The sequence below is a fragment of the Martinezella calliandrae genome (genome assembly GCF_030272695.1).
Lineage (GTDB): Bacteria > Pseudomonadota > Alphaproteobacteria > Rhizobiales > Rhizobiaceae > Rhizobium > Rhizobium calliandrae.
In genome coordinates this window covers 85684-108002 of record NZ_JARFYN010000014.1, presented here as the reverse complement: position 1 = coordinate 108002, position 22319 = coordinate 85684, and the positions used below count along the sequence as shown (strand labels likewise).

Genomic DNA, 22319 nt, shown 5'->3' with positions numbered 1-22319 from the left:
GGCCCGACGCCGCCGCTGCCTACCGCAAATCGGGAGTCTGGTCAAACAAACGCCTGTGGGCGCTGATCGCATAGGTATCGGTCATACCCGCTAAATAGTCGCCGACATGGCGAGCTTTGGCGGCAACGGCGAGGCCGGCGATATGATCGACCCAATAATGGCTCTGCATCTCCTTGGGATTGTCCATGTAGGCCTGGAACAGATCAGTGACGATCTGTGCGGCCCCGGCGCGGATGCGCATGATATCCGGATGGCGATAAATTCGCTTGAAGAGCATTTGCTTGATCTGCTTGTCGGTCTCGGCCATCTCAGGCGAGAAGGTAGCCATGATGCGGCCGGCCGCGCGAATGTCGGCGACATTGTCGGGCCTGACCTCGTTCAGCGCTTGCTGCGCAACGGAGATCACATCCTCCACCATGCGGGTGATCTGCCGGCGCATGATCTCATGCGTGAAACGACTCGCTTCCAGATGCGGATAGCGTCCCCTCACCTCGGCCATCAACCCCGAGAGAAATGGAATTTCTTCCAGCATGTCGAAATTCAGATAGCCGGAGCGCAGTCCGTCATCAATGTCATGGGTGTTGTAAGCGATATCGTCCGCGATTGCCGCCACCTGTGCCTCCAGGCTGGCAAAGGTCGCGATCTCCAGATCGTGGATTTCACAATAATCGAGGATTGGCTGCGGTACCGGACCGCGCGTGCTTTTGCCATCGGGCGTTAGAAGCGGACCGTTGTGCTTGACCAGTCCTTCCAGCGTCTCCCAGGTGAGATTTAAGCCATCGAATTCGGCATAACGCCGCTCGAGCTTCGTCACGATGCGCAGCGACTGCGCGTTATGGTCGAAGCCGCCATAGGGCAACAGCATCTCGTGCAGCGCGTCTTCGCCGGTGTGGCCGAAGGGGGTGTGGCCGAAATCATGGACGAGCGCCACGCCTTCGGCGAGATCTTCGTCGAGCTTCAGCGCACGCGCCAAAGCCCGGGCGATCTGCGCCACCTCGATCGTATGCGTCAGGCGCGTACGGTAGTGATCGCCATCCTGCGCGATGAAGACTTGTGTCTTATGCTTCAGCCGCCGGAAAGCGGTCGTGTGCACGATGCGGTCGCGGTCGCGCTGGAAATCCGAGCGCGTTGGGCTCGATCCCTCCTCGTAAAGCCGCCCACGCGATTCCCAGGGATTGGTCGCATAAACAGCCCGCTCACCATAACCGAAACCCAATGCATGCCTATCGATCGTCATTCTTTATCCATTCCGGCGTTAGAGCGCCACACGTTCGACTGAGCGCGCAAAGCTCGCCCTAATTCTTCTAATCCAGAGCATCTTCTCCGCATTTTGATGATGCCATTCAAATGCGGAATGCTCTGGCCCATTGACGCCGCTTCACGGCCTTCATACCTATACCAATGAAGAACAGTAAAATGGTGCGTGGTTCGGCCATATAACCATTGCTGTCATCGGACGCACTTTCATGATAAAGGCTATGAATATCAGCCGTTTGAAAGTCGGACGGCCCATTGGTTCTCTCCGGATCTTGACCCCGGCAGGAGGAAGGCATGACTGACACAAGTGTAACCCTATCGGACGCAGCAGCAAAGCGAATCGCCGCGATCGTTAGCGCCGAGACCGGCAAGCGAGCGCTTCGCGTCGCCGTCGAAGGTGGCGGCTGTTCCGGCTTTTCCTACAAATTCGATCTCGCCGACGGCCCGCAAGACGATGATATCGTTGTTGAAAAGGGCAACGCTACAGTATTAATCGATCAATTGTCGCTGGTCTATATGGCCGGCTCCGAGATCGATTTCGTCGACAATCTGCTCGGCCAGTCCTTTCAGATCAAGAATCCGAATGCGGTCGCAAGCTGCGGCTGCGGCACGAGCTTTTCGATCTAGCGTACGTGCTTTTCCACAGATTGATTACCGGTCGCAAGCTGTTGGTTGCGGCCGGTTTGCATTTTGACGGGTGGCCAAGGCCGTTTGCTGCGGATAAAAAGAAAGCGAAAGCAGAGGAGCCGCCCTTTCATGAAAATCGCCACCTGGAACATCAACGGCGTCAAAGCGCGTATCGAGAATTTGTGCCAGTGGCTGAAGGACTCCGATCCCGATATCGTTTGCCTGCAGGAGATCAAAACGATCGATGAGGGCTTTCCGCGCTTCGAGATCGAAGCGCTCGGCTATCACGTCGAAACGAATGGGCAAAAGGGTTTCAACGGCGTGGCGATCCTATCCAAGATGAAGCCCGACGAAGTGACCCGCGGCTTACCAGGCGACGATGCTGATGAACAGGCGCGGTTCATCGAAGCGGTCTTTTCCGTGCCGGAGCACGGAGCGCTTCGTGTTTGCTGCCTCTACCTGCCGAACGGCAATCCCGTCGACACGGAAAAATATCCTTACAAGCTCGCCTGGATGGAACGCCTACGGAAATTCGCGGCCGGCCGGCTGGCTCTGGAAGAGCCGACCATCCTCGCCGGCGACTATAATGTCATCCCGGAGCCCCATGATTGTTTTGATCCGAAGGTCTGGGAGAATGATGCGCTGTTCTTGCCGCAAACCCGCCGGGCTTTTCGCGCACTCGAGCATCTCGGCTTTACCGACGCAGTGCGTGCCACGACGGACGCGACCAAGCTTTATTCCTTCTGGGATTACCAGGCCGGCGCCTGGCAAAAAAACAACGGAATCCGCATCGATCATCTGATGCTATCGCCGGAAGCGGCTGATCGCCTGACCGCGGCGGCGATCGAAAAACATGTGCGCGCCTGGGAAAAACCATCCGACCACGTTCCAGTGATCGCACATTTCGATTTTCAGGCCTGAGATCGGGGATTATTCGGGGCCGGCGACATCCAGTTGATGCGCCATGGAGACGGCGACGCGACGGTCGTCTTCGTTGGCGATTGAGAAGGCCTGTTCCTGAAGATCCTCCATCCACGGACAGTCCTTTGGCTTGCACTTGTCGAGCGCAGCCGTCATGAAGGCGAGACCACGTACGGACTGGCCCTCCTGAAAGAGAATATTGCCGAAAACAGCCATGGCGCCGGGATGGCCGCTCTTACGGGCCTGGTTCAGCCACTTCTTGGCCTGCTGCACATTGGCCGCGCCGCCCTCACCCGCCAGCATCATTTGCGCGAGCTGAAACTGTGCCTCGGGAACGCCGAAGGTCGATGCGACCTGGAAGTAGAGCTGACGTGCCTGATTGAGATCGATCTTGACCGGGCTATTTGCGATGCCGGTCTTGTAATAATTGGCGAGTGCGAGCAGCGCGTTGATGAAGAAGCCGGTATCCTCGGAACCGGGTTCCACACCCTGCTGGGCGATCTCGCTGTAAATCTTGAAAGCCTCGAAATCGTCCTGCGTTACGCCATCACCGTCCGCATACATATTGGCCAGCGCCCAACGCGACCCCGTATGCCCCTTCTCGGCTGCGTAACGATAAGCTTCAACAGCCTCTTCCTTCTGGCCGTTCTTATAGGCCCGGAAGCCGAATTTGAAGAGATCAAAAGGCCCTGACTCCTTGGTGACACCCGCATTGATATCAAATGCCAAGGCCTGGCCTGCGAGTGCCACTGAGGTGGCAAGCGACAGGCTGAGCATCATCATTCTCGCTGATATGAACTCGGACTTAAACATAACAGTCGATTTCTTTCGCTCCATCCGCATTCGCTACAGCGATCCCATCTCCACCATGAGACCTGCGAATGTATTCTCTACCGGCGCGAGAACCCGCGAGATCTCCCCTTAGGGAGGTTCGCGGGGCACCAGCACAATGCCGTTCGCCACAATTCCGAGGGTAGTCTGAAATTATGTCCAAACCAGCATCCACGCTGTTGCGATCGCATGTCACCCTCGAAACAACCCGCCGCTTCGCTGCCCAAAGAGAGAGATTCGAGAAAGACGGTTTTCGGATTCCCACGGGAAATAATGCCTTTCCGGCTGCATCGAGAACGTCGCCGTTCCGATCCCGGATTGCTTTTTCTGCCGAAGTGGAAACTGACCCATCAACCGCTAACGCACTTTCTACCAAGGCCTACCCCGTTGCCCGTATAATCGCTGCTCCCCATTTGTGGCGGGAAATGGACAAATTGGGCGCCGAACACACGCCTGTAATCTGTTGAAATAAAGTGTTGCTGATTCGTCACAAAGAGATTGCCGATCTTGAGGTTTCGTTAACCACGAATCCGTTATGCGAGATGATTTTGCGGGTCGTATCTAAAAATGGCTTGGCGCTAATTTGGCATCAAAACGCCGCAAGACCGAATGAGGGCTCGCGGCGCGGGAATCACCTGAAGCGACGGGAACGGGACCTCAGATCCTACTTGAGTTCAATGGGTTGCGCTCAAAATCTGACTTTCATCGACGTCGACAATGCAGCGACCAGATCGTTGCCGAAGCTATAGGTGGCGTCATTGCCGTAGATAATGCCGTTGGAGGTGATCTCGCCGGATTTGCCGCTGGTCAACAGACCCAGCGCGCCGGCGAAAGTGAACTCCACATGTTCCGTCGCCTTGTAAGAAAGGCCAGCGCCGAGCGTCCAGGTATCCGTGCTCAAACCGTAGCCCTGGCTGGTGCCGCGGTCCCAGCTCAAGCTGAGCGCGCCGCTCCATTTGTCGCTGAACTTGTGGCCGACGCCGCCGGTGATCGTCCAACCATCCTGATAAAGCAGATCGAGCGAGGTGAGTTCGGTCGCGCCGCCCGAATGGCAGGAAATGCCACGTGTGGAGGTCGGACAAAGCGCGATGCTCTGCAGCACGCTCCAATTGGTCCATTTGACCGAACCGAAGGCCAGCCAGTCCGGTGCAATGCCGGTCTGCACCTTCCATTCCAGCGAGTCCGGTGCATCGGCCGAACCGAAGACGGAGGTGGCACGGCCGAAGAACGCGCGGACGGGCGGCAATTCCGTCAAATCGACAGTGCCCTTAAGGTTGTCGTATTTGACCCGGCTATTATAAACGAGACTGGTGCGGAGGGCATATTCGGGGATCTCATAAGCAAGACCCGCACGCCAGCCCCAGCCATGACCGTCGACATCCAGCGAGCCGACACCGTCATAGACGGCGGAAAACGGAGGGGGAACGACGGAGACCAGCCGGGACTTGAAGCCGCTGACTTCTTGGTAGAAACCACCGCCGATCAGGCGCAACTGACCCGGACCGGCATCGAATTTGTAAGAGCAGGTCGCCGCATAATTATGCGTGCGAACCTTCGTCTCGACTTCACTGTTAGCGCCAGCCCAGTTCAGGCCCGGATCGGTGTGACCGCCGAATGGCTCGGAGTAGTCGGCCATGCAGTCGATGGCATCAGTAACGCCGATCTTGAAGCCGATATAGGGGACGGCATAGTTTTCGGTCGCATCGGCCGAGTGCGGGCGGCCATTGAGATTGCCGTCGGTCGGATCGATATCCTTGGCATTCTTCAGTTTGCGATCGGGCATCACGTAGGTGACGCCGGAATCGAAAACATAACGCCCCTTATCGAAAAGCAGATCAATATCGTAGCCGGCGCGATCAAGCCCGCCCGCAAAAGCGGCGCTGGCGAATGATGCGCTCATAATGAATGAAAATGCGCCCCTCAGCGCAATGCGAAATGCCATTGTGTTCCCCCACCTGCGTATTCATTGATCCAATTGTTGCGACGATCACCCGAATTGGCAATGCGACGCCGGCGATCCACAAGGCTGTGGCGTACTGACCGACTTACGTAAGAAAATGATCCGCACGGCAAATCGCAGCCACGTTTAGGCATTTATTTCTTCTCTAATGTTCACCAGAGGCACAGAGTAGATTTTCATTCCTCATAGCAACAATTCTGTTACAATCTGACAACAGTCCTGGTTTTCAAGAAATACTACCAATTTAGGGGTAACACCTCTCGCCTGCGCGAAGCTGGCGAAGGCCGAAAATCACTGGTGTTTTTTGTTGCTCACTATCGAATCAGCGGCGTCCAAAGAAAAAGGGGCACGCAACCTTCGTCGCGTGTCCCTTAAACTCACGTTGTCTGCAATCTCAGCCGGCTTCGCTGACCCTGTCAAGCGCCACCTTAAGACTGGTGAGCTGACCTTCGAGTTCGCTCAAGCGCTCGCGTTCGGCGGCTACCACGTCCGGATTGGCATTGGCGACGAACTTCTCATTCGAGAGCTTGCCGACAATACGGGCGGTCTCCTGTTCGTTCTTGGCGATCCCCTTTTCGAGGCGTGCCTTTTCGGCACCCAGGTCGATAAGGTTGCCGAGCGGCAGGCAGGCGGTCGCTTCGCCGACGATGATCTGCGCCGCGCCCTTCGGCGCGGTGTCAGCGAATGAAATCTCCTCGACACGAGCCAACCGCTTGATGGCCGCATCATGACGAAACAGACGTTCGCGCGTCAGGCTATTGGCACCAACGAGCACCAGCGGCGCAGTAGCAGCCGGCGGCACGTTCATTTCCGAACGGACGGAGCGCAAACCGGATACGAGATCGATCAGCCAATTGATCTCATCGGCAGCGACATCGTCCGCATAGGAGGGTGCCGGCCAATCGGCATGGCAGATCAGACCGTCGCGCTCCCTGCCCTCGCCTGCCGTATGCGCCCATAACTCTTCCGTCATGAAGGGCATGAAGGGATGCAGCAGCTTGTAGGTCTCTTCGAGGACGTATGCCGCACAGGACTGTGCCTCCGCTTTGGCGTTCGCGTCTTCGCCGTTGAATACGGGCTTCAGGAGTTCGAGATACCAGTCGCAAAACTGGTTCCAGATGAAGCGATAGAGCGAGCCGGCGGCATCGTTGAAGCGGAAGGCTTCCAGCGCTTCGGTGACGTCCCGCTCCGTGCGTGCCAGTTCCGTCAGGATCCAACGATTGATGGTCAGTTCGGCTGCTTCCGGCACAAAATGCGGATCGCTGGCTGCGCCGTTCATCTCGGCGAAGCGCGTAGCGTTCCAAAGCTTGGTGCCGAAATTGCGATAGCCGGCGATGCGGGCCGGATCGAGCTTCACGTCGCGGCCCTGCGCCGCCATGATCGCAAGTGTAAACCGCAGGGAATCGGCGCCATACTGGTCGATCAGCTCGAGCGGATCGATGACGTTGCCCTTGGACTTCGACATCTTCTGCCCGTTCTTGTCGCGCACCAGGGCGTGAACATAGACCGTGTGGAAAGGCTCGACGGGATCGCCGTTTTCGTCCTGCATGAAATGCAGACCCATCATCATCATGCGGGCGACCCAGAAGAAGATAATATCAAAGCCGGTGACGAGCACGTTGGTCGGATAGTAGCGCGCCAGTTCGGGAGTCTCGTCCGGCCAGCCGAGCGTCGAGAACGGCCAGAGCGCCGAGGAGAACCAGGTGTCGAGCACGTCTTCGTCGCGCGTCAGGATTTCGCCCGGCTTGAAGTTTTCCAGCAAGTCTTCGACATAGGCCTTCATCGGCCCTTCATGGGCAAGATAGTGCTGGATGGCGGCCTGCAGCGCTTCTTCTTCGCTCTTCTCGACGAACACCTGACCGTCCGGGCCGTACCATGCCGGAATCTGGTGGCCCCACCAGAGCTGGCGGGAAATGCACCAGGGCTGGATATTTTCCATCCAGTCGTAATAGGTCTTGTCCCAGCTCTTTGGAACGAGCTTCGTGCGGCCCTCGCGAACGGAGGCAATCGCCGGTCCGGCGAGCGTCTTGGCATCGACATACCATTGTTCGGTCAAGCGCGGTTCGATCGGAACGCCGCCACGGTCGCCATGCGGAACCGTATGCTTGTGCGGCTCGACCTTATCGAGCAGGCCACCCTCCTCGAGAATGCGGACGATGATCTTGCGGGCTTCGAAACGATCCTTTCCCTCCAGCTCATCCCAGGCGCCGTGCAGCGCTGCCGGATGATCGAGGCCTTCGAGGAAATCCTCATTGTCCTTGATGGTGATGCGGGCATCGGGCGTCAGGACGTTGATCACCCGCAGGCCACGGCGCTTGCCGACTTCGAAGTCGTTGAAATCATGCGCCGGCGTCATCTTGACGGCGCCCGTGCCCTCCGTCGGATCCGGATATTCGTCGGCAACAATCGGGACGCGCCGGCCGACGATCGGCAGGATGACATGCTTGCCGACAATTGCCTTGTAACGCTCGTCGCTCGGATGAACGGCTATGCCGGTATCGCCGAGCATGGTCTCCGGGCGGGTGGTGGCGACGACGAGATAGTCGCGCGTTTCCCATTCCGTCGGCTTGCCTTCTTCATCGAAGGCGACCGGGTGCTGATAGGTGACGCCTTCTTCGAGCGGATAGCGCAGATGCCAGAGATGGCCATTGACCTCATGCTGCTCGACTTCGATATCCGAAATCGCTGTCAGCATTTTCGGGTCCCAGTTGACCAGCCGCTTGTCGCGATAGATCAGGCCTTCCTTGTAAAGCGTGACGAAGACTTCGAGAACGGCCTTCGTCAGGCCTTCGTCCATGGTGAAGCGCTCACGCGACCAATCGCAGGAAGCACCGAGGCGCTTCAACTGGTTGAAAATCAGGCCGCCCGATTCGGCCTTCCATTCCCAGACCTTTTCGATAAAGGCGTCGCGCCCCATGTCGCGGCGACCGGGCTGCTGCTTCTCCATGAGCTGGCGTTCGACGACCATCTGCGTGGCGATGCCGGCGTGATCCATGCCCGGCTGCCAGAGCACGTCCTTGCCGCGCATACGCTCGAACCGCACCATGATGTCCTGCAGCGTGTTATTCAGCGCATGGCCCATGTGCAGCGAACCGGTGACGTTCGGCGGCGGGATGACGATGGCGAAAGTTTCCGCGCCTGGCTTCGCGTTGGCACCGGCGCGAAAGGCGTCGGCCTCATCCCATTTCTGGGCGATCTTCGGTTCGACGGTGGCAGAATCATAAGTTTTGTCGAGCATTTGGGGACCGGATCTGGAGGGTTCGGTGATGCGGGTTGTAAATAGGATGGGCGCGGGCAAGTCAATAAAAAAGCCGCCCCGTAAGCCGGAGCGGCGGATCGTCTACCCGAAGCTCAGGCTATTAGCGGCGGGGGCCGCGAGCCACGCGTTCGATTTCTTCACGCACGAGACGCTCGACCAAAGTCGGCAGATTGTCGTCCAGCCATTCCTGCAACATCGGCCGCAGCATCTCTTGGGCGATATCATCGAGCGACCGGCGCTGGCTGCCGTCGACGGCTGCGGCGAGTTCGCCGAAGGAGCGGGCTACCTGCGCACCGGCGGCGTCCGACATCAGCGACGCCGTAAGCTCAGCCTGCACTTGCGGCAAGTAGCGATCGGCGGCGGCCGCAGCTGGCTGCTGTTGCGGTTGATTGAAAATCGGCATTTCGGCCGGAGTGGGCGCCGCGGGAGCCCGCCGCCCCTCCATCGGTTCGGCCTTCGCGACCGGCACAGCAGCCTCGGCAAGAAGAGCAGCCGCGGGCGGCGCAACAACGGGCGCCGGCGCTTCGGCGATAGCATTGCGCAATGGCACATCAGCGACCGGCTCGACTCGCGCCTCGGCGAAACGTGCCGCCATGGCCGGCGGCAATTCGCGCGGCTGCGGCGCTTCGCGCGCCGGGTTTAGCTGCGCAGCATTCCGTTCGGAGGCGGCGCGAACGCGCGCTGCAACGTCGGCAAGCGACATGGTGCGGGCGGGCGATTCCGATTCGCGCATCGGAACCTGCGTATTGGCTGCTACGAAGCGCGGCTCGGGGACAGCGGCTGCTGCGGGCGGTACGTCATCCAGTTCAGCAGCAGCAAATTCCTCGTCGACCGTCAGGTGGATATCACCATCCTGCTCATCGTCGGCAACGGTATAAACCGCTGGCAGGGAAGGCGAAATAGACTTGCCGGCGCCGGGTTCGTTGCTTTCGATAATCCGGCGGATCGACGCCAGAATCTCTTCCATGGACGGTTCACGCACTACACTTGGCTGAGCCATATTCATCCCCGTTTTCCCAGACAATGACCGGATTCCCGCCAAAGCAGCGCCCGAATCAGCGCCACCCTAGAATACTACCCGTGGGAAAAAAATCACCGCGATAGCACTAAGCTACCTGATGCACAGTTTTGTTACGGTGGCTGCGAATCATCTGATATTGTGGACTTTCTTATTCACATGGCCAATGAAAAACGGGCGCTCGAAGCGCCCGTTTTAAAAGGATCGTTCAGCCGTTTGATCGATCAGAACACGAATTCCGCAGCCTTGGTGAAGCCCGGCAGCGGCTTGATCGAAGCATTGAAGAAGACGTTTTCCGAAAGAGCGCTACGCTCCCGAATAAACACGGTGGCGCGGGCAGCATGCCCATAGCCCAGCACGACGATCAACCGGCCGCCTTCAGCAAGCTGATCGAGAAGCGCCTGCGGCACCTCCTGGACTGAACCATTGACGAAGATGACGTCATAAGGACCGCTGCCGGCATAGCCCTTTTCCAGCTCGCCGGTAACGATGGCTACGTTTTCCTGGCCGAGCGCGGCGAGATTGGCCTTGGCTTGTAAGGCTAGCGCCTCATCGGATTCAAGCGCGACGACCGAGCCGGCAAGGATCGACAGGAGCGCCGAGACGTAACCGGTGCCGCAACCGACATCGAGAACCTTGTCTTCCTTGGTGATCTCACCGAGCTGCAGAAGCTTTGCGAGCGGCGAAGCTTCCATCAGGAAGCGCCCCGGCTTGCCGGAGGCGGCCGGGCTGATCTCAATGTCATTATCGATATAGGCCAGGAGCTTCGACTTTTCCGGCACGAAATTCTCGCGCGGCACCATCAGAAACGCATTCAACACGGAATGGGAGGTGACATCCGTCGTGCGGATCTGGTTCTCGACCATCTTCACGCGTGCTGCTTCGAAATCCATCATATCCTCTCGCGCCCAAAGGCAAAGCCGGGGTTGTTGCTATGCTCAGCGTGTCTTAATCGCGTGCGGCTGCGCTTTCAAGGCGTTGCAGCGGCGGGCGCCTAAATTCGTGATGATACGTCGCCGGGCAACAACAGCCGTTTCTTTCAAACACAGATCAAACCGCCTTCCTTTCGGCGACATCGGCGGGCTCAGCTGCAACGGCAGCGCTCTTGCCGAGATTGCGGCCGAACTCGTGAAACGGCTTCTCAATATAAAGATAGGACAGCCGGGAGACGACGAGCGTGCCGAGGAGGGTCACCGCCAGGAGATAGGCCGCCTGCGCCCATGGCGAGGAAAAGCCGAGGCTTGGGAGCGTGTCGAGCGCAAAAAGCAGAACCAGCATATGCGAAAGATAAAGTGAGTAAGCCATCCCGCCCAGCCACTGTAGCGGCCGGCTGCAGGCAATGGCAGACAGCCGCGCATAGATGTAGCCCCTGTCCTCGCGCGCCGAAACGATTACCAGGATCGCCGTCAGCCAGATGGCAAGCGGCAGATAGGCGACGGAACGCTGTGATATGCACAGGATGATCCCGATCAGCCAAAGCTGCGGCAGCGGCAACGCTTTGACGAAAGGCTCGCCGAGAAAACGGTACTTCATGAAATAGAAGCTGCCGATGCCGATGCCGAAATCGACTAGCCATTTGCCGAGAAAGCTTTGCGGCAGCTTCGGTGAAACCGCAGCGACGACAAGCATGAGAAGAATGAGCGTCAAGATTCGCTGCCAGGACACCGGCCTGAGCGCCAATCCGATCACCAAGGGCGCAACCAGATAAAATTGCCATTCGAGCGAAATGCTCCAGGCCTGGCCGAGAAAGGCGTAGTCGGTCGACGGCAGGCGATCCGGCGGCACCAGCCCATGCAGGCCGGTCAGATGCGCCAGGAGATGCCAGGGCCAATAGGCGAGTGTGTCGGCGGCAATGCCGATGCGCGCAGCTTTCATGGAACCATCGGGAGAATTCATCCAGATGTGCAAGGCTGACGTCGCGACTGCTGCGGAAATGACCAAATAAAAGAGGTAGGCTGGAAAGATTCTGAGCGCTCGGCGGGCGATATAGAGCCGATAGGGCTCCGGCCGCTTGTCAATCAAAGCGGTGATGGCGAAGCCGCTGAGGATAATGAAAACATCCACCGCATACTCATTATAGAATCGCTCCTGAAACAATCGCCCGTGAATGGTGACGGCCGAAGCGACATGGCCAACGAGAACCCAGATCGCCAGCATGCCCCTGAGGGCCTCAAACTCCCTAACGTATTTCATGAACTACCCATCAGCTCGACCAACACGAGCGGGACATAGGGGAGCGATCGGTTTCTGCAATGCAGCAATTCGCTGCAAATGCATAGTTGCGACGTTCGGCTCACAAGGGAGGCGAATCTATTCCGCCGGCGGCGGAAAAAATCTGCAATTTCAGCGACAACCAATCGGTTGTCGCGGACATCATCAGCTTCTGTGGAAGGGAATTTTGGAGGCCTCGCCCGGAATCGAACCGGGATTCAAGGATTTGCAGTCCTCTGCGTAACCACTCCGCCACGAGGCCATCCGATTTGTATAGGCGGGTGATGGCGGGCGTTTAGAACGAATCTTATTGGAGCGCAAGACCTAACGCGGTTGATCATCAAATAACTTGGCTTCCAGCTCGCGGACGCCGTCAAAGCGCCGCAAACCTTACCATTTTATTGACACCTATGAGGCACCCATGGCCCACCACCTGGCGAATTGCGTCATTTTTGCAACAAGGCCTTTTTTTCAAGTAGCGTGCGTATAGTTCGCTAACCTTAGTATATTGTCAAATTAGCGAGACAGGTAAGAGACGGGCCGGCTTTCCCTGCCGGGCTCCCCTTCTATATTGGCCCCTTTTCCATGTGAACGCACGCTGAGCGCATACGGTCTCGCTCATCCCCCTCCCTGGCACAGCCTGTTGCACCATGTTAGGCAGGCAGCAACTCCCTTGAATCTCGCTGTCGCCGTCGTTCAGCGTGTTGCCACGGAAGCCCAGGTCACGTTGAAGGGGAACATTGCCGCCGTCGCAGCGTTGAATGTCGGCAAGGGACGCTGTTGTTCCAACAAAGGAGTCGGTGCTTTGAAATACATTGCTTTGATGGCCCTGGCCGCCTCACTCATCATGGGAACAGTGCTGGCCGCCGTCGTTCCAGCAACGGCAATGCCGTTGACGAATTCGCCCTCGCCTAGCGCTTCCGGTATCGTTCTGGTTCAGGAGCACGGATCCCGGCGAGACCCGAATTGGGACTATGGGCGACGGGAATATTGGCGCAACCGCCACTATCATGACCGCTATTGGCGCGATAGCCGCTGGGACCGCCGCCATTACTATGATGATGACTGGCGCTACGGCCGTGGCGACTACCGTCCGCACCGCGGAGGCGTCTACTTCGAATTCAGGCCGTAACTCCAAGCGGCAGGCGGTGGTCGTTTAGGCGCATCACACCCAGCCTATCATGAAAACGGTCTGGTGCTCATACCCCTAAAACATTCCGGCCGTTGCCGAACAATATTCGGCAACGGCCGGCTTATGTTGCCGGCGACAAGGGCCACCGGTTTGAACCTGTTACAATATTAACGGCAAACGCGTTCCTTGCGGACGACCCAATGACCGTTAACGTGATGGCGCAAGGTCTTCACGACGCAATGGTGATGATGATCGTCCACATGCACAATCGTTGCTGCTTCGGACTGCGTGCTCATGCCGACAAAGGAAGCCAGAGCAACGGCGGAAGCAAGAATCAGGTTTTTCATTTTTGAATCTCTAAAGCATTTGGGGAATATGCTGCGCCAACAGCGCACGACAGCTGACGATGACCTCGGAAGAGCTGGCAAAGCGGGCTCGACATCGTGGGCAAAATGCCACCGGCCTTGGTGGAGAAGATTGGAAAATGAAAAAGCCACATTCCCGATAAGAAGAATGTGGCTCTTGAAAACTGGCTCCCCGGGCCGGATTCGAACCGGCGACCTGTCGATTAACAGTCGAATGCTCTACCGCTGAGCTACCAGGGAATACCGCTTGGCGCGGTGTGAGCGGGGTAATACAAATGCTTTCCCGATTTGCCAAGCGGTTTTTTCAAAAAAATCCATTTCCCTTGTATTATTTCGTCGCCTTACCATCTCCTGTGGATGACTGATCAGGGCAGAGCCGAAAAAATCGCCGATCGCAATGGCAGCGAAAACGCTAGGCGTTTCGGGATAGATCATACCTCGCGCTCGCTCGTCATCGGCTCCATTCGCATTCCCCTTCCGCGGTCAAGACTGGCTCGCCTTGGTATCGGCCTCGCACTGATCTTCGGCGGCTGTCTCGGGTTCCTGCCCGTCCTCGGCTTCTGGATGCTGCCGCTCGGCTTCATTGTATTATCGCATGACCTGCCACTCGTACGGCGCTGGCGGCGGCGCCTTGCCGTGTGGTGGACGAGACGGCGGCGGCCGGCGGACTAGCCTTCTAGCCTATTTGCTGACCAAACGCCTCGCGGGATTGCCGACCACGGTCGCGCCTGCCTCCACATCCTTGGTAACGACTGCTCCTGCGCCGACAATCGCGCCATCGCCGATGGTCACGCCGCCAAGGATGATGGCGCCGCCGCCAATCCAGACATCCCTGCCGATCTCGACCGGCCGCGCAACCTCCAGCCCGGCGCGCCGCTCCGCCAGATCTTTATGGTGTTCGGCACAATATATATGAACGCCCGGCCCGAGCATACTGCCTTCTCCAACGCCGACTGTCGCGGTATCGAGAATGATGCAGCCGGCATTGAAATAGACGTTTGGGCCGAGAGAGATGTTCATGCCATAGGTGCAATGAAACGGCGCTTCGATGAACACACCCTGCGCCACGCGGGCAAATAGCATCGACAGGGCGGGACCGACATTGCCACGCTCGCCGGGCGACATCGTGTTGTGCTGATGCACGGCCTCGCGGGCAATTGCGCGCAAACCATCGAGCTCTGGATCGATGCAGCAATACCATTCCCCTGCTGTCATCTTCTGTCGCTCGCTTTTGCCCATCGTCCGCTCTCCTCCCGAGACTTCTGTCGGTTTGTCGGGACGATCATGCACAGGACATGGGTGGGCGGCAAGGAGAACGTCCGCGCCCTTCAATACGCGGCGATCAAGAGCGTCAACGGGCGAGCGCAGACAGAGTGAGGACGGCTGTGATCAGAAGCAATTGCTTCATTACATAGCGCTCCATCCTGTTGAGGCGCCGGGGCGATGACTCATGCGCAGCTCCTCCCGATATTCAAAATTTGGATAGACCTTATGTTGCACATATAGCGCTGTCTTCTCCTACTTTCAGATGAATCCGCAATAGCCCTTTGAAAGCGTTTGCAGAGACGCGAAACCGCCCGTTGACAAGACATTTTTGCCCCCAACAAACTGTCACACAGCTTGTCTATAACGCCGCAGCCGCGGACTTGCGCAAGACCATCGGTTCCGAGCTTTCAAAAGGAAATAGGGATTATGTCGAAACTTAAATACTGCATTTCGGCGGCTGCCGCCGGCGTCATGAGCTTAGCGCTGGCCCTGCCGGCTGCTGCTGCTCCGATCAAGTTCGATTTCTGGTTCGGCCTGTCGGGCGATCTGGAGCGTGTCGTTCAGACCCTGTGCACGAACTTCAACAATTCACAGACCGACTATCAGGTCGTCTGCACCAGCCAGGGCAACTACGACGCCGCTCTGCAGAACACCATTGCCGCTTTCCGTGCTGGCAAGCAGCCGGCGATCGTGCAGGTTTACGACGTCGGCACCGCAACCATGATGCTTTCGGGCGCCTACTATCCGGTCAGCAAGCTGATGTCGGAAAACGGCTACAAGGTTAATTGGAACGACTATTTCCCCGGCATCGCTCGCTACTACGCTACGTCGAAGGGCGAACTGCTCTCCTTCCCCTTCAATTCCTCGACCGCCCTGCTCTACTGGAACAAGGACGCCTTCGCTAAGATCGGCAAGACCGCCGCTCCGAAGACCTGGGAAGAAGCCGCCGACGACATGAAGGCGCTGAAGGGCGCGGGTTATGATTGCCCGATGGCCATCAACATCTCCGGCAACGAAAGCTGGCAGCTGATGGAACAGTTCTCGGCTATCCACAACGAGCCGGTCGCTACCCAGAACAACGGCTATGACGGCCTCGACGCCCGCCTGACCGTCAACAAGACCAAGTTCGTCAAGTACGTTACCGATCTTAAGAGCTGGTACGACCAGGGTCTCATCAAGATTAAGTCCAAGGACCTCGGCCAGGATATGGTTCAGGCCTTTGCATCGGGCGATTGCCAGATGATCATGACCTCGGTCGGCGACCATGGCACCGTCAGCAAGACGCAGAAGGCCGGCATGAACTGGGATGTTGCTGAACTTCCGGTCTATGCCGGTACCGAGCGGAAGAATTCGCTCGTCGGCGGCGCTTCGCTCTGGGTTCTCGCTGGTAAGTCTTCTGACGAATACAAGGGCGCAGCAGCGTTCCTCGACTTCATCGGCAAGCCGGAGACCGCTCTGTTCTGGTCCACCAACACCGGCTACATCCCGGTCAAGAAGTCCGGCTTCGACTTTATGAAGTCCTCCGGCTTCTACGATAAGGCTCCCTATAAAGGCCGCGAAGTCGCAATCGCCAGCCTGACCGCTTCCGAGCCGACCCCGATCACCCGCGGCGTTCGCCTCGGCAACTTCACGCAGATCCGCGCTGAATTCGGCAACCAGATGCAGGCCATCTTCGCCAATAAGGTCAGCGTCCAGGAAGGCATCGACAACCTCGTCAAGAACGGCAATGCTGTTCTCGATCGTTTCGAAGCCACCTACAAGGGCAAGCAGCTTCCCTGATTCACAGGTTTGCGCAGCAGGCGTCCGCCGGGCCTTCCCAGCGGACGTTTTCTATAAGCCGACACCGGTGCGACGGCCGACCTTGATCCAGCAGGCAAGGTTCGGCGATCTTCGCAATCGAAGGCTTCGCTCGAACGACTGCATCATCCCTTCCGCCATCGGTGTGGCCAAAGGCATAACGCAGCACTGGCAACCGACATCTTCAACGGAAGGGCCGATGGAAAAGCGTACAACCTTCAACAAATGGAGCATCGGCTTCTTCTTCGCCGTGCCGCAGATCCTTCTCATCTTCACCTTCTTCTATTGGCCAGCCGGCGAAGCGGTCTACTGGTCGCTGACACTGCAGCAACCCTGGGGCGGCGGCAATGAGTGGGTTGGGCTCGACAATTTCAGATCCATCCTCGCCAACCCCGACTATTGGAACTCGGTGACGCTGAGCCTGACTTTCGCCGCGATCACCACGACGCTATCAATGGGCGGAGGGCTCATACTGGCCGCTTTGACCGATCGGCAGCTCAAAGGCTCCAAGATCTATCGTGTCGTGCTGATCTGGCCCTACGGCATTGCCGCGCCAGCGCTCGCGATGGCCTTCCGCTTCATTTTGGCGCCGGAGGCAGGCTTCATGGCCGTTGTCAATCATTATTGGCCGGGCTTGTGGGATCCCGGTCTAAACGGCACCGATGCCATGGCCTCGATCATCGTCGCGTTCTCGTGGAAATATATCGCCTATAATTTCATCTTCTTCCTGGCAGCGTTGCAGGGCATACCGCGCTCGCTGATCGAGGCGGCCGCGATGGACGGCTCCAGCGTGCTACGCCGCTTCTGGGACGTACAATTTCCGCTACTGACGCCGACAATCTTCTTTCTTTTGGTGATCAACATCACCGAAAGCTTCCAAGACTCCTTCGGCATCGTCGACATCATGACCGCCGGCGGCCCGGCCAACTCGACCAATCTTATGGTCTACAAGATCTTTTTCGACGGCTTCAAAGGCCTCGACTACTCAGGCGCCGCCGCGCAGAGCATCATCCTGATGCTGCTGATCATCCTGCTCACTATCTTCCAGTTCCGCTTCATCGAGCGGCGCGTACATTACCGCTGAGGCGCGACCATGGTCGAACGTACACCCATTCTCGATATCTTCACCCATATCATCCTGTTTATCGGCTTCGTGGTGGCAGTCGCGCCCTTCGCAATAGTCGCAATCGCCGCCTCACATAATCTCGCCGATGTCAACAATGTCCCTATGTCGTTGATCCCCGGCAGCGACTTCTGGGCTAATATGAAGACAGCCTGGACGACGGCGAACCTTGGGCCGCAACTCCTCAACAGCTTGATTCTAGCCACCGGCGTCGCTGCCGGCAAAGTCTTCATTTCGGCGCTGACAGCCTTTTCGCTCGTCTATTTCCGTTATCCCGGCAGGGGCCTGATCTTTTGGGCGATCTTCATCACCCTGATGTTGCCCCTAGAGGTGCGCATCGTGCCGACTTTTGCGGTCGCGGCCAATGTGCTGTTACCCTATCAGGCGATTCTTGACATCACCGGCATAAGCTGGCTAATCCAGCAGGTAAGCGGCGTTCAAGTATCGCTGAACCTCGGCCTGTTGAATACCTATTCCGGCCTGATCCTGCCGCTCGTCGCGACCGCCACTGGTACGTTTCTCTACCGCCAGTTCTTCCTGACGGTGCCCGACGAGCTGACGGAGGCTGCCCGCATGGATGGCGCTGGCGCGTTGCGCTTCTTCGTCGATATCCTGCTGCCACTATCGCGCACCAATATGGCCGCGCTCGGTACTATCATGTTCCTCTATGCCTGGAATCAGTATCTCTGGCCCTTGCTCATCACCACCGATCCCAACTTCTCCACGGCTATCGTTGGGCTGAAGAGCCTCATCCCAAATGAGGGCGGCATTCCTGAATGGCACATCGCCATGGCCGGCACGCTGATCACCATGCTGCCGCCGCTCGTCGTCGTAGTGCTGATGCAGCGCTGGTTCGTGCGCGGCCTGATCGTGCCCGAGAAGTAATTGAGTTGTCTGCCGCGCTTCCTCGGGGAGTGCGGCAGACTTTCGAGGTCGGATCATCAACGCTGTCGTTCAAGCGAAAATAGACCTGAAAGTCGTGGCGACCGTCCCGACGCCAATGGATGCGTGCGTGCTGACAATGGGTAGATCGACCCTTCAGGCCACCGCAGCCCGCCTTCAGCCTGGACAACAAAAAGCCCGGAAATCGGTAGGAATTTCCGAGCGCTCTTGCTGAAAATTGATTCTGAAAATTAGTTTGCCGCGACCTTGAGGGGCGTGACGGAAGCAATGGCATCGAGCCGCAGGCCGGTGTCCTGGGCGAAAAGGTGAGTATGCTGCTGGGGAAGCTCCAGGCCGACGGCGTCGCCCGTTTGCCCCGTGGTATGGTCAGCGACCGCAACGGCGAAGTTGGAGCCGTTGATGTCGCAATGGATGACCCGGCCGGCGCCGAGTTCTTCGACGAAATCCACCGTGGCGGCAACAGCGCCGGGCGTGCTTGCCGGCACGAGGCGCGCATGTTCCGGGCGGATGCCGAGCGCGACCGGCTGACCGGCGTGTCTCTTGCCGATATTGGCGTCGACGGCGATTGGCAGTCCGTCGAAAATGAATTGCTCGCCATTCGCCGAGAAGGAACCTTCGAGGAAGTTCATGGCCGGCGAACCGATGAAGGAGCCGACAAAACGGGTGCGCGGCGTGTTGTAGACTTCCAGCGGCGTGCCGACCTGCTCGACATTACCCTTGTACATGACCACCAGTTTGTCGGCGAGCGTCATGGCTTCGACCTGATCATGGGTGACGAAAACCGAGGTGGCAGCAAGGCGCTTGTGCAGGCGACGGATTTCGACACGCATCTGTACGCGCAGCTTGGCATCCAGGTTGGAGAGCGGTTCGTCGAAGAGGAAGACCTTCGGTTCGCGGATGATGGCGCGGCCCATGGCGACGCGCTGGCGCTGGCCGCCGGAAAGCTCGGACGGCTTGCGGGCAAGGAAATCTTCGAGGCCGACGATGCGGGCGGTTTCCTTGATGCGGCGGTCACGCTCCTCGCGCGGCACACCGGCCACCTTCAGTGCGTAGCCCATGTTGGCGGCGACATCCATGTGCGGATAAAGCGCGTAGTTCTGGAAGACCATGGCGCAGCCGCGTTCGCGCGGCTCCAGTCGATTGACCACCTTATTGTCGATGATGATTTCGCCCGAGGTTATATCCTCGAGACCGGCAATCATGCGCAGAAGGGTGGACTTGCCGCAGCCGGAAGGGCCGAGAATGACGACGAACTCGCCGGAGCGGAAGTTCAAGTCGACGCCGTGGACGACCTGATTGCGTCCATAGGCCTTGCGGACTTGCTCAATCCGGATCTCTGCCATTTTGCTCTTCCCTGCCTGTCAATTCTGGGCCTGTGAGTTCGCTGGACTGCTAGCGAACTTGCATTACAAAACGGTGACAAGACCCCGCGATTTGTGCAGTGCACAAGCTTTTCAGCAGGGGCAACACTTCGCAGCTATTCGGCCGGATGTGGATTGGGATGATGGCCAGAGGCCTGCGACGGGCGACGGCCGTCGATGATACGTCTGATGATACGGAAATAAAGACTATAAGGCAGGAGCTTCAGGAACTTTGCCTTATAGGTGAAGCTCTTCGGGAAGGTAATTTCGAAGCCCGGCGACTTCAGGCCGGCGGCGATCGACTTGGCGGCGTCTTCGGCGGATACCGATCCCGGCATCGGAAATTTGTTTTTCCCCGTCAGCGGAGTGTCGACGAAGCCGGGCGTGACGAGTTGGATATGGATGCCCATACGCTCAAGCTCGAAATTCAGGCTTTCGGCCATGTTGATCAGAGCAGCTTTCGTCGCCCCATAGGCTGCGCCGGCGGGTAGACCACCATAGCCCGCCGCCGAGGAGACGATGGCGACCTGCCCATGTCCCCTCGCCCTCATATGGCGCACAGCCGGCACCAGGCAGTTGACGACACCATGAAGATTGACAGCAAAGCTGCGATCGAAAACATCATGGTTCAAATCCTCGCCGCGCGCAGGCAGGTAAATGCCAGCATTGAGGACTGCCAGAGCCAGTGGGCCGTGTTGGTATTCGATCGCCGCGACGGTGTGCTCCATATCCTCGGCATTGGTGACATCGCCGTCGAGCACGATGATGCTGCCGGGTTGCTCGCTCGCTTCCGCCTGCAGCTCCAAGAGCTTGTCGTGACTTCGGGCGGTAACGGCAACCTTATAACCCTCGCCCGCAAGCTTCAGTGCCAGCGCCCGGCCAATCCCGGAGCTGGCTCCTGTGATCCAGATCACTCCATGTTCGGGACGGGCAATAAACGGGCGCATGACTTTTTCTCCTTGGCCGGTAACCTGCCCGATGCAGCCTTCGGGCGGTCTTCCGTGGCATTTTAGAAGTAACGCATCATTGTGGCCTCTTTCGGCCGGCCACGGTGGTCAAGGTAGAAATCCGCATCGACGAGGCAGAAGGACGGGGCCTTCAAAGACGCTTTGCGGATCACTTTTATCGCCCAAGTGGAATTTTGCGGCGTCGGAGGGGAGCGTGGAACAGAATTTCTTGCCTATGCCGCCTTGTGAAGGGAAAAGACCGTTCTTACAGTAGCTCCGAACAGAAGGCAGAGATTCCATGACCGTCCATCCCTCCGTCCTAGAAGCGATCGGCAACACGCCACTGATCAAGCTCAAGGGTGCCTCCGAGGCGACGGGCTCGACCATTCTCGGCAAGGCGGAGTTCCTAAACCCCGGCCAGTCGGTCAAAGATCGTGCCGCGCTCTACATCATCCGCGATGCCGAAAAGAAAGGCTTGCTGAAACCCGGCGGCGTCATCGTCGAGGGCACGGCGGGCAATACCGGCATCGGCCTCACGGTTGTCGCCAAGGCGCTCGGCTACCGCACTGTCATCGTCATTCCGGAAACGCAGAGCCAGGAAAAGAAGGACGCGCTGAAGCTTCTCGGCGCCGAGCTGGTGGAAGTGCCCGCCGTTCCCTACAGAAACCCCAACAACTATGTGAAGGTTTCGGGCCGACTTGCCGAACAGCTGGCGAAGACCGACCCCAATGGCGCGATCTGGGCCAACCAGTTCGACAACGTCGCCAATCGCCAGGCGCATATCGAGACGACCGCCAAGGAAATCTGGGCCGATACCAACGGCAAGGTCGACGGCTTCATCTGCTCCGTCGGTTCCGGCGGCACGCTGGCGGGTGTCGCCATGGGACTGCATGCCTTCAACAAGAACATCAAGATCGGCATCGCCGATCCGGAAGGCGCAGCACTCTATGAATTCTACAAGAACGGCGAGCTGAAATCCTCCGGCTCTTCGATCACCGAAGGTATCGGCCAGGGTCGCGTGACGGCAAACCTGGAAGGCTTCAGGCCCGATTTCGCCTATCAGATCAGCGACGCCGAAGCGCTGCCCTATGTCTTCGATCTGGTCGAACACGAAGGTCTTTGCCTCGGTGGCTCGACGGCCATCAACATTGCGGGCGCCGTGCGCCTTGCCAAGGATCTTGGCCCGGGCCACACGATCGTGACCATCCTCGCCGACTATGGCAATCGCTATCAGTCCAAGCTTTTCAATCCGGATTTCCTGAAGTCGAAGGGTCTGCCGCTGCCGGCATATCTGACGACGAATTCCGATATTCCTGTTCCTTACGAGAACCTTGCGTGATC

The 22319-nt window shown here is 58.2% G+C and carries 19 protein-coding genes and 2 tRNA genes; 8 read left to right on the top strand and 13 right to left on the bottom strand.

All coding sequences use genetic code 11. The features are described from left to right. Window positions 1-19: 19 nt before the first annotated feature. Window positions 20-1237, bottom strand: coding sequence for a deoxyguanosinetriphosphate triphosphohydrolase (locus PY650_RS13345; RefSeq protein WP_285879738.1), 1218 nt, complete (start codon window positions 1235-1237; stop codon window positions 20-22). A gap of 314 nt (window positions 1238-1551) precedes the next feature. On the opposite strand from PY650_RS13345, the gene erpA reads away from it, so the two are divergent. Both erpA and xth read left to right on the top strand, forming a co-directional pair. Continuing rightward, the gene (erpA, locus tag PY650_RS13340) at window positions 1552-1884 is read left to right on the top strand and encodes an iron-sulfur cluster insertion protein ErpA (RefSeq protein WP_285879737.1); all 333 of its coding nucleotides are present in this window, start codon (window positions 1552-1554) and stop codon (window positions 1882-1884) included. A gap of 129 nt (window positions 1885-2013) precedes the next feature. Further along, window positions 2014-2805 carry an exodeoxyribonuclease III gene (gene xth / locus PY650_RS13335; protein WP_285879735.1) on the top strand — a complete coding sequence of 264 codons (792 nt, stop codon included), beginning with the start codon at window positions 2014-2016 and terminating at the stop codon, window positions 2803-2805. 9 nt (window positions 2806-2814) lie between these two features. Here xth and exoR read toward each other — a convergent pair whose 3' ends face one another. The 7 genes from exoR to PY650_RS13300 form a co-directional block, all read right to left on the bottom strand. After that, window positions 2815-3618 carry an exopolysaccharide production regulator ExoR gene (gene exoR / locus PY650_RS13330; RefSeq protein ID WP_285879734.1) on the bottom strand — a complete coding sequence of 268 codons (804 nt, stop codon included), beginning with the start codon at window positions 3616-3618 and terminating at the stop codon, window positions 2815-2817. Window positions 3619-4324: 706 nt separating this feature from the next. Continuing rightward, complete coding sequence (locus PY650_RS13325; RefSeq protein WP_285879733.1) at window positions 4325-5578, bottom strand: OmpP1/FadL family transporter; 1254 nt, start codon at window positions 5576-5578, stop codon at window positions 4325-4327. A 412-nt stretch (window positions 5579-5990) separates the two neighbouring features. After that, complete coding sequence (locus PY650_RS13320) at window positions 5991-8834, bottom strand: valine--tRNA ligase (protein WP_285879732.1); 2844 nt, start codon at window positions 8832-8834, stop codon at window positions 5991-5993. Between the two features lie 121 nt (window positions 8835-8955). After that, window positions 8956-9855: a PopZ family protein gene (locus PY650_RS13315; RefSeq protein ID WP_285879778.1), complete on the bottom strand. Its 900-nt coding sequence runs from the start codon at window positions 9853-9855 to the stop codon at window positions 8956-8958. A 242-nt stretch (window positions 9856-10097) separates the two neighbouring features. Beyond that, the gene (locus tag PY650_RS13310) at window positions 10098-10769 is read right to left on the bottom strand and encodes a protein-L-isoaspartate O-methyltransferase family protein (protein WP_285879731.1); all 672 of its coding nucleotides are present in this window, start codon (window positions 10767-10769) and stop codon (window positions 10098-10100) included. A gap of 154 nt (window positions 10770-10923) precedes the next feature. Further along, window positions 10924-12066, bottom strand: coding sequence for an acyltransferase family protein (locus tag PY650_RS13305; RefSeq protein ID WP_285879730.1), 1143 nt, complete (start codon window positions 12064-12066; stop codon window positions 10924-10926). 206 nt (window positions 12067-12272) lie between these two features. After that, window positions 12273-12346, bottom strand: a tRNA-Cys gene (locus tag PY650_RS13300). Between the two features lie 411 nt (window positions 12347-12757). Between PY650_RS13300 and PY650_RS13295 the strand changes: the two genes are divergently transcribed. After that, window positions 12758-13216, top strand: coding sequence for a hypothetical protein (locus tag PY650_RS13295; protein WP_285879729.1), 459 nt, complete (start codon window positions 12758-12760; stop codon window positions 13214-13216). A 167-nt stretch (window positions 13217-13383) separates the two neighbouring features. On the opposite strand, the gene PY650_RS13290 is transcribed toward PY650_RS13295, so the two are convergent. After that, a complete protein-coding gene (locus tag PY650_RS13290; RefSeq protein WP_285879728.1) occupies window positions 13384-13563 on the bottom strand; it encodes a hypothetical protein in 180 nt (59 codons plus the stop codon). A gap of 183 nt (window positions 13564-13746) precedes the next feature. Then, window positions 13747-13821: transfer RNA gene (locus tag PY650_RS13285), tRNA-Asn, on the bottom strand. 117 nt (window positions 13822-13938) lie between these two features. Between PY650_RS13285 and PY650_RS13280 the strand changes: the two genes are divergently transcribed. Further along, window positions 13939-14253 carry a hypothetical protein gene (locus tag PY650_RS13280; RefSeq protein WP_285879727.1) on the top strand — a complete coding sequence of 105 codons (315 nt, stop codon included), beginning with the start codon at window positions 13939-13941 and terminating at the stop codon, window positions 14251-14253. 9 nt (window positions 14254-14262) lie between these two features. Here the strand turns inward: PY650_RS13280 and PY650_RS13275 are convergent, their stop codons facing one another. After that, a complete protein-coding gene (locus tag PY650_RS13275) occupies window positions 14263-14820 on the bottom strand; it encodes a sugar O-acetyltransferase (protein ID WP_285879726.1) in 558 nt (185 codons plus the stop codon). A 453-nt stretch (window positions 14821-15273) separates the two neighbouring features. Here PY650_RS13275 and PY650_RS13270 point away from each other — a divergent pair, with 453 nt between their 5' ends. From PY650_RS13270 to PY650_RS13260, 3 genes are all read left to right on the top strand, one after another. Continuing rightward, entirely contained in the window at window positions 15274-16626 is a 1353-nt protein-coding gene (locus PY650_RS13270; RefSeq protein ID WP_285879725.1) for an extracellular solute-binding protein, read from the top strand. A gap of 217 nt (window positions 16627-16843) precedes the next feature. Then, the gene (locus tag PY650_RS13265) at window positions 16844-17728 is read left to right on the top strand and encodes a carbohydrate ABC transporter permease (RefSeq protein ID WP_285879724.1); all 885 of its coding nucleotides are present in this window, start codon (window positions 16844-16846) and stop codon (window positions 17726-17728) included. Window positions 17729-17737: 9 nt separating this feature from the next. Then, window positions 17738-18652, top strand: a complete 915-nt coding sequence (locus PY650_RS13260; RefSeq protein ID WP_285879723.1) for an ABC transporter permease subunit — start codon at window positions 17738-17740, stop codon at window positions 18650-18652. Between the two features lie 248 nt (window positions 18653-18900). Here the strand turns inward: PY650_RS13260 and PY650_RS13255 are convergent, their stop codons facing one another. Next, window positions 18901-20013: a sn-glycerol-3-phosphate import ATP-binding protein UgpC gene (locus tag PY650_RS13255; protein WP_285879722.1), complete on the bottom strand. Its 1113-nt coding sequence runs from the start codon at window positions 20011-20013 to the stop codon at window positions 18901-18903. Window positions 20014-20147: 134 nt separating this feature from the next. Continuing rightward, the gene (locus tag PY650_RS13250; protein WP_285879721.1) at window positions 20148-20978 is read right to left on the bottom strand and encodes an SDR family NAD(P)-dependent oxidoreductase; all 831 of its coding nucleotides are present in this window, start codon (window positions 20976-20978) and stop codon (window positions 20148-20150) included. 298 nt (window positions 20979-21276) lie between these two features. Here PY650_RS13250 and PY650_RS13245 point away from each other — a divergent pair, with 298 nt between their 5' ends. Then, entirely contained in the window at window positions 21277-22317 is a 1041-nt protein-coding gene (locus tag PY650_RS13245) for a cysteine synthase A (RefSeq protein WP_285879720.1), read from the top strand. Window positions 22318-22319 lie beyond the last annotated feature (2 nt).

Excerpts from the sequence above, each read along its gene's own strand:
- PY650_RS13345 (WP_285879738.1), bottom strand. The coding sequence starts at position 1,237 with ATGACGATCGATAGGCATGCATTGGGTTTCGGTTATGGTGAGCGGGCT.
- erpA (WP_285879737.1), top strand. The coding sequence starts at position 1,552 with ATGACTGACACAAGTGTAACCCTATCGGACGCAGCAGCAAAGCGAATC.
- xth (WP_285879735.1), top strand. The coding sequence starts at position 2,014 with ATGAAAATCGCCACCTGGAACATCAACGGCGTCAAAGCGCGTATCGAG.
- exoR (WP_285879734.1), bottom strand. The coding sequence starts at position 3,618 with ATGTTTAAGTCCGAGTTCATATCAGCGAGAATGATGATGCTCAGCCTG.
- PY650_RS13325 (WP_285879733.1), bottom strand. The coding sequence starts at position 5,578 with ATGGCATTTCGCATTGCGCTGAGGGGCGCATTTTCATTCATTATGAGC.
- PY650_RS13320 (WP_285879732.1), bottom strand. The coding sequence starts at position 8,834 with ATGCTCGACAAAACTTATGATTCTGCCACCGTCGAACCGAAGATCGCC.
- PY650_RS13315 (WP_285879778.1), bottom strand. The coding sequence starts at position 9,855 with ATGGCTCAGCCAAGTGTAGTGCGTGAACCGTCCATGGAAGAGATTCTG.
- PY650_RS13310 (WP_285879731.1), bottom strand. The coding sequence starts at position 10,769 with ATGATGGATTTCGAAGCAGCACGCGTGAAGATGGTCGAGAACCAGATC.
- PY650_RS13305 (WP_285879730.1), bottom strand. The coding sequence starts at position 12,066 with ATGAAATACGTTAGGGAGTTTGAGGCCCTCAGGGGCATGCTGGCGATC.
- PY650_RS13290 (WP_285879728.1), bottom strand. The coding sequence starts at position 13,563 with ATGAAAAACCTGATTCTTGCTTCCGCCGTTGCTCTGGCTTCCTTTGTC.
- PY650_RS13280 (WP_285879727.1), top strand. The coding sequence starts at position 13,939 with ATGACTGATCAGGGCAGAGCCGAAAAAATCGCCGATCGCAATGGCAGC.
- PY650_RS13275 (WP_285879726.1), bottom strand. The coding sequence starts at position 14,820 with ATGGGCAAAAGCGAGCGACAGAAGATGACAGCAGGGGAATGGTATTGC.
- PY650_RS13270 (WP_285879725.1), top strand. The coding sequence starts at position 15,274 with ATGTCGAAACTTAAATACTGCATTTCGGCGGCTGCCGCCGGCGTCATG.
- PY650_RS13265 (WP_285879724.1), top strand. The coding sequence starts at position 16,844 with ATGGAAAAGCGTACAACCTTCAACAAATGGAGCATCGGCTTCTTCTTC.
- PY650_RS13260 (WP_285879723.1), top strand. The coding sequence starts at position 17,738 with ATGGTCGAACGTACACCCATTCTCGATATCTTCACCCATATCATCCTG.
- PY650_RS13255 (WP_285879722.1), bottom strand. The coding sequence starts at position 20,013 with ATGGCAGAGATCCGGATTGAGCAAGTCCGCAAGGCCTATGGACGCAAT.
- PY650_RS13250 (WP_285879721.1), bottom strand. The coding sequence starts at position 20,978 with ATGCGCCCGTTTATTGCCCGTCCCGAACATGGAGTGATCTGGATCACA.
- PY650_RS13245 (WP_285879720.1), top strand. The coding sequence starts at position 21,277 with ATGACCGTCCATCCCTCCGTCCTAGAAGCGATCGGCAACACGCCACTG.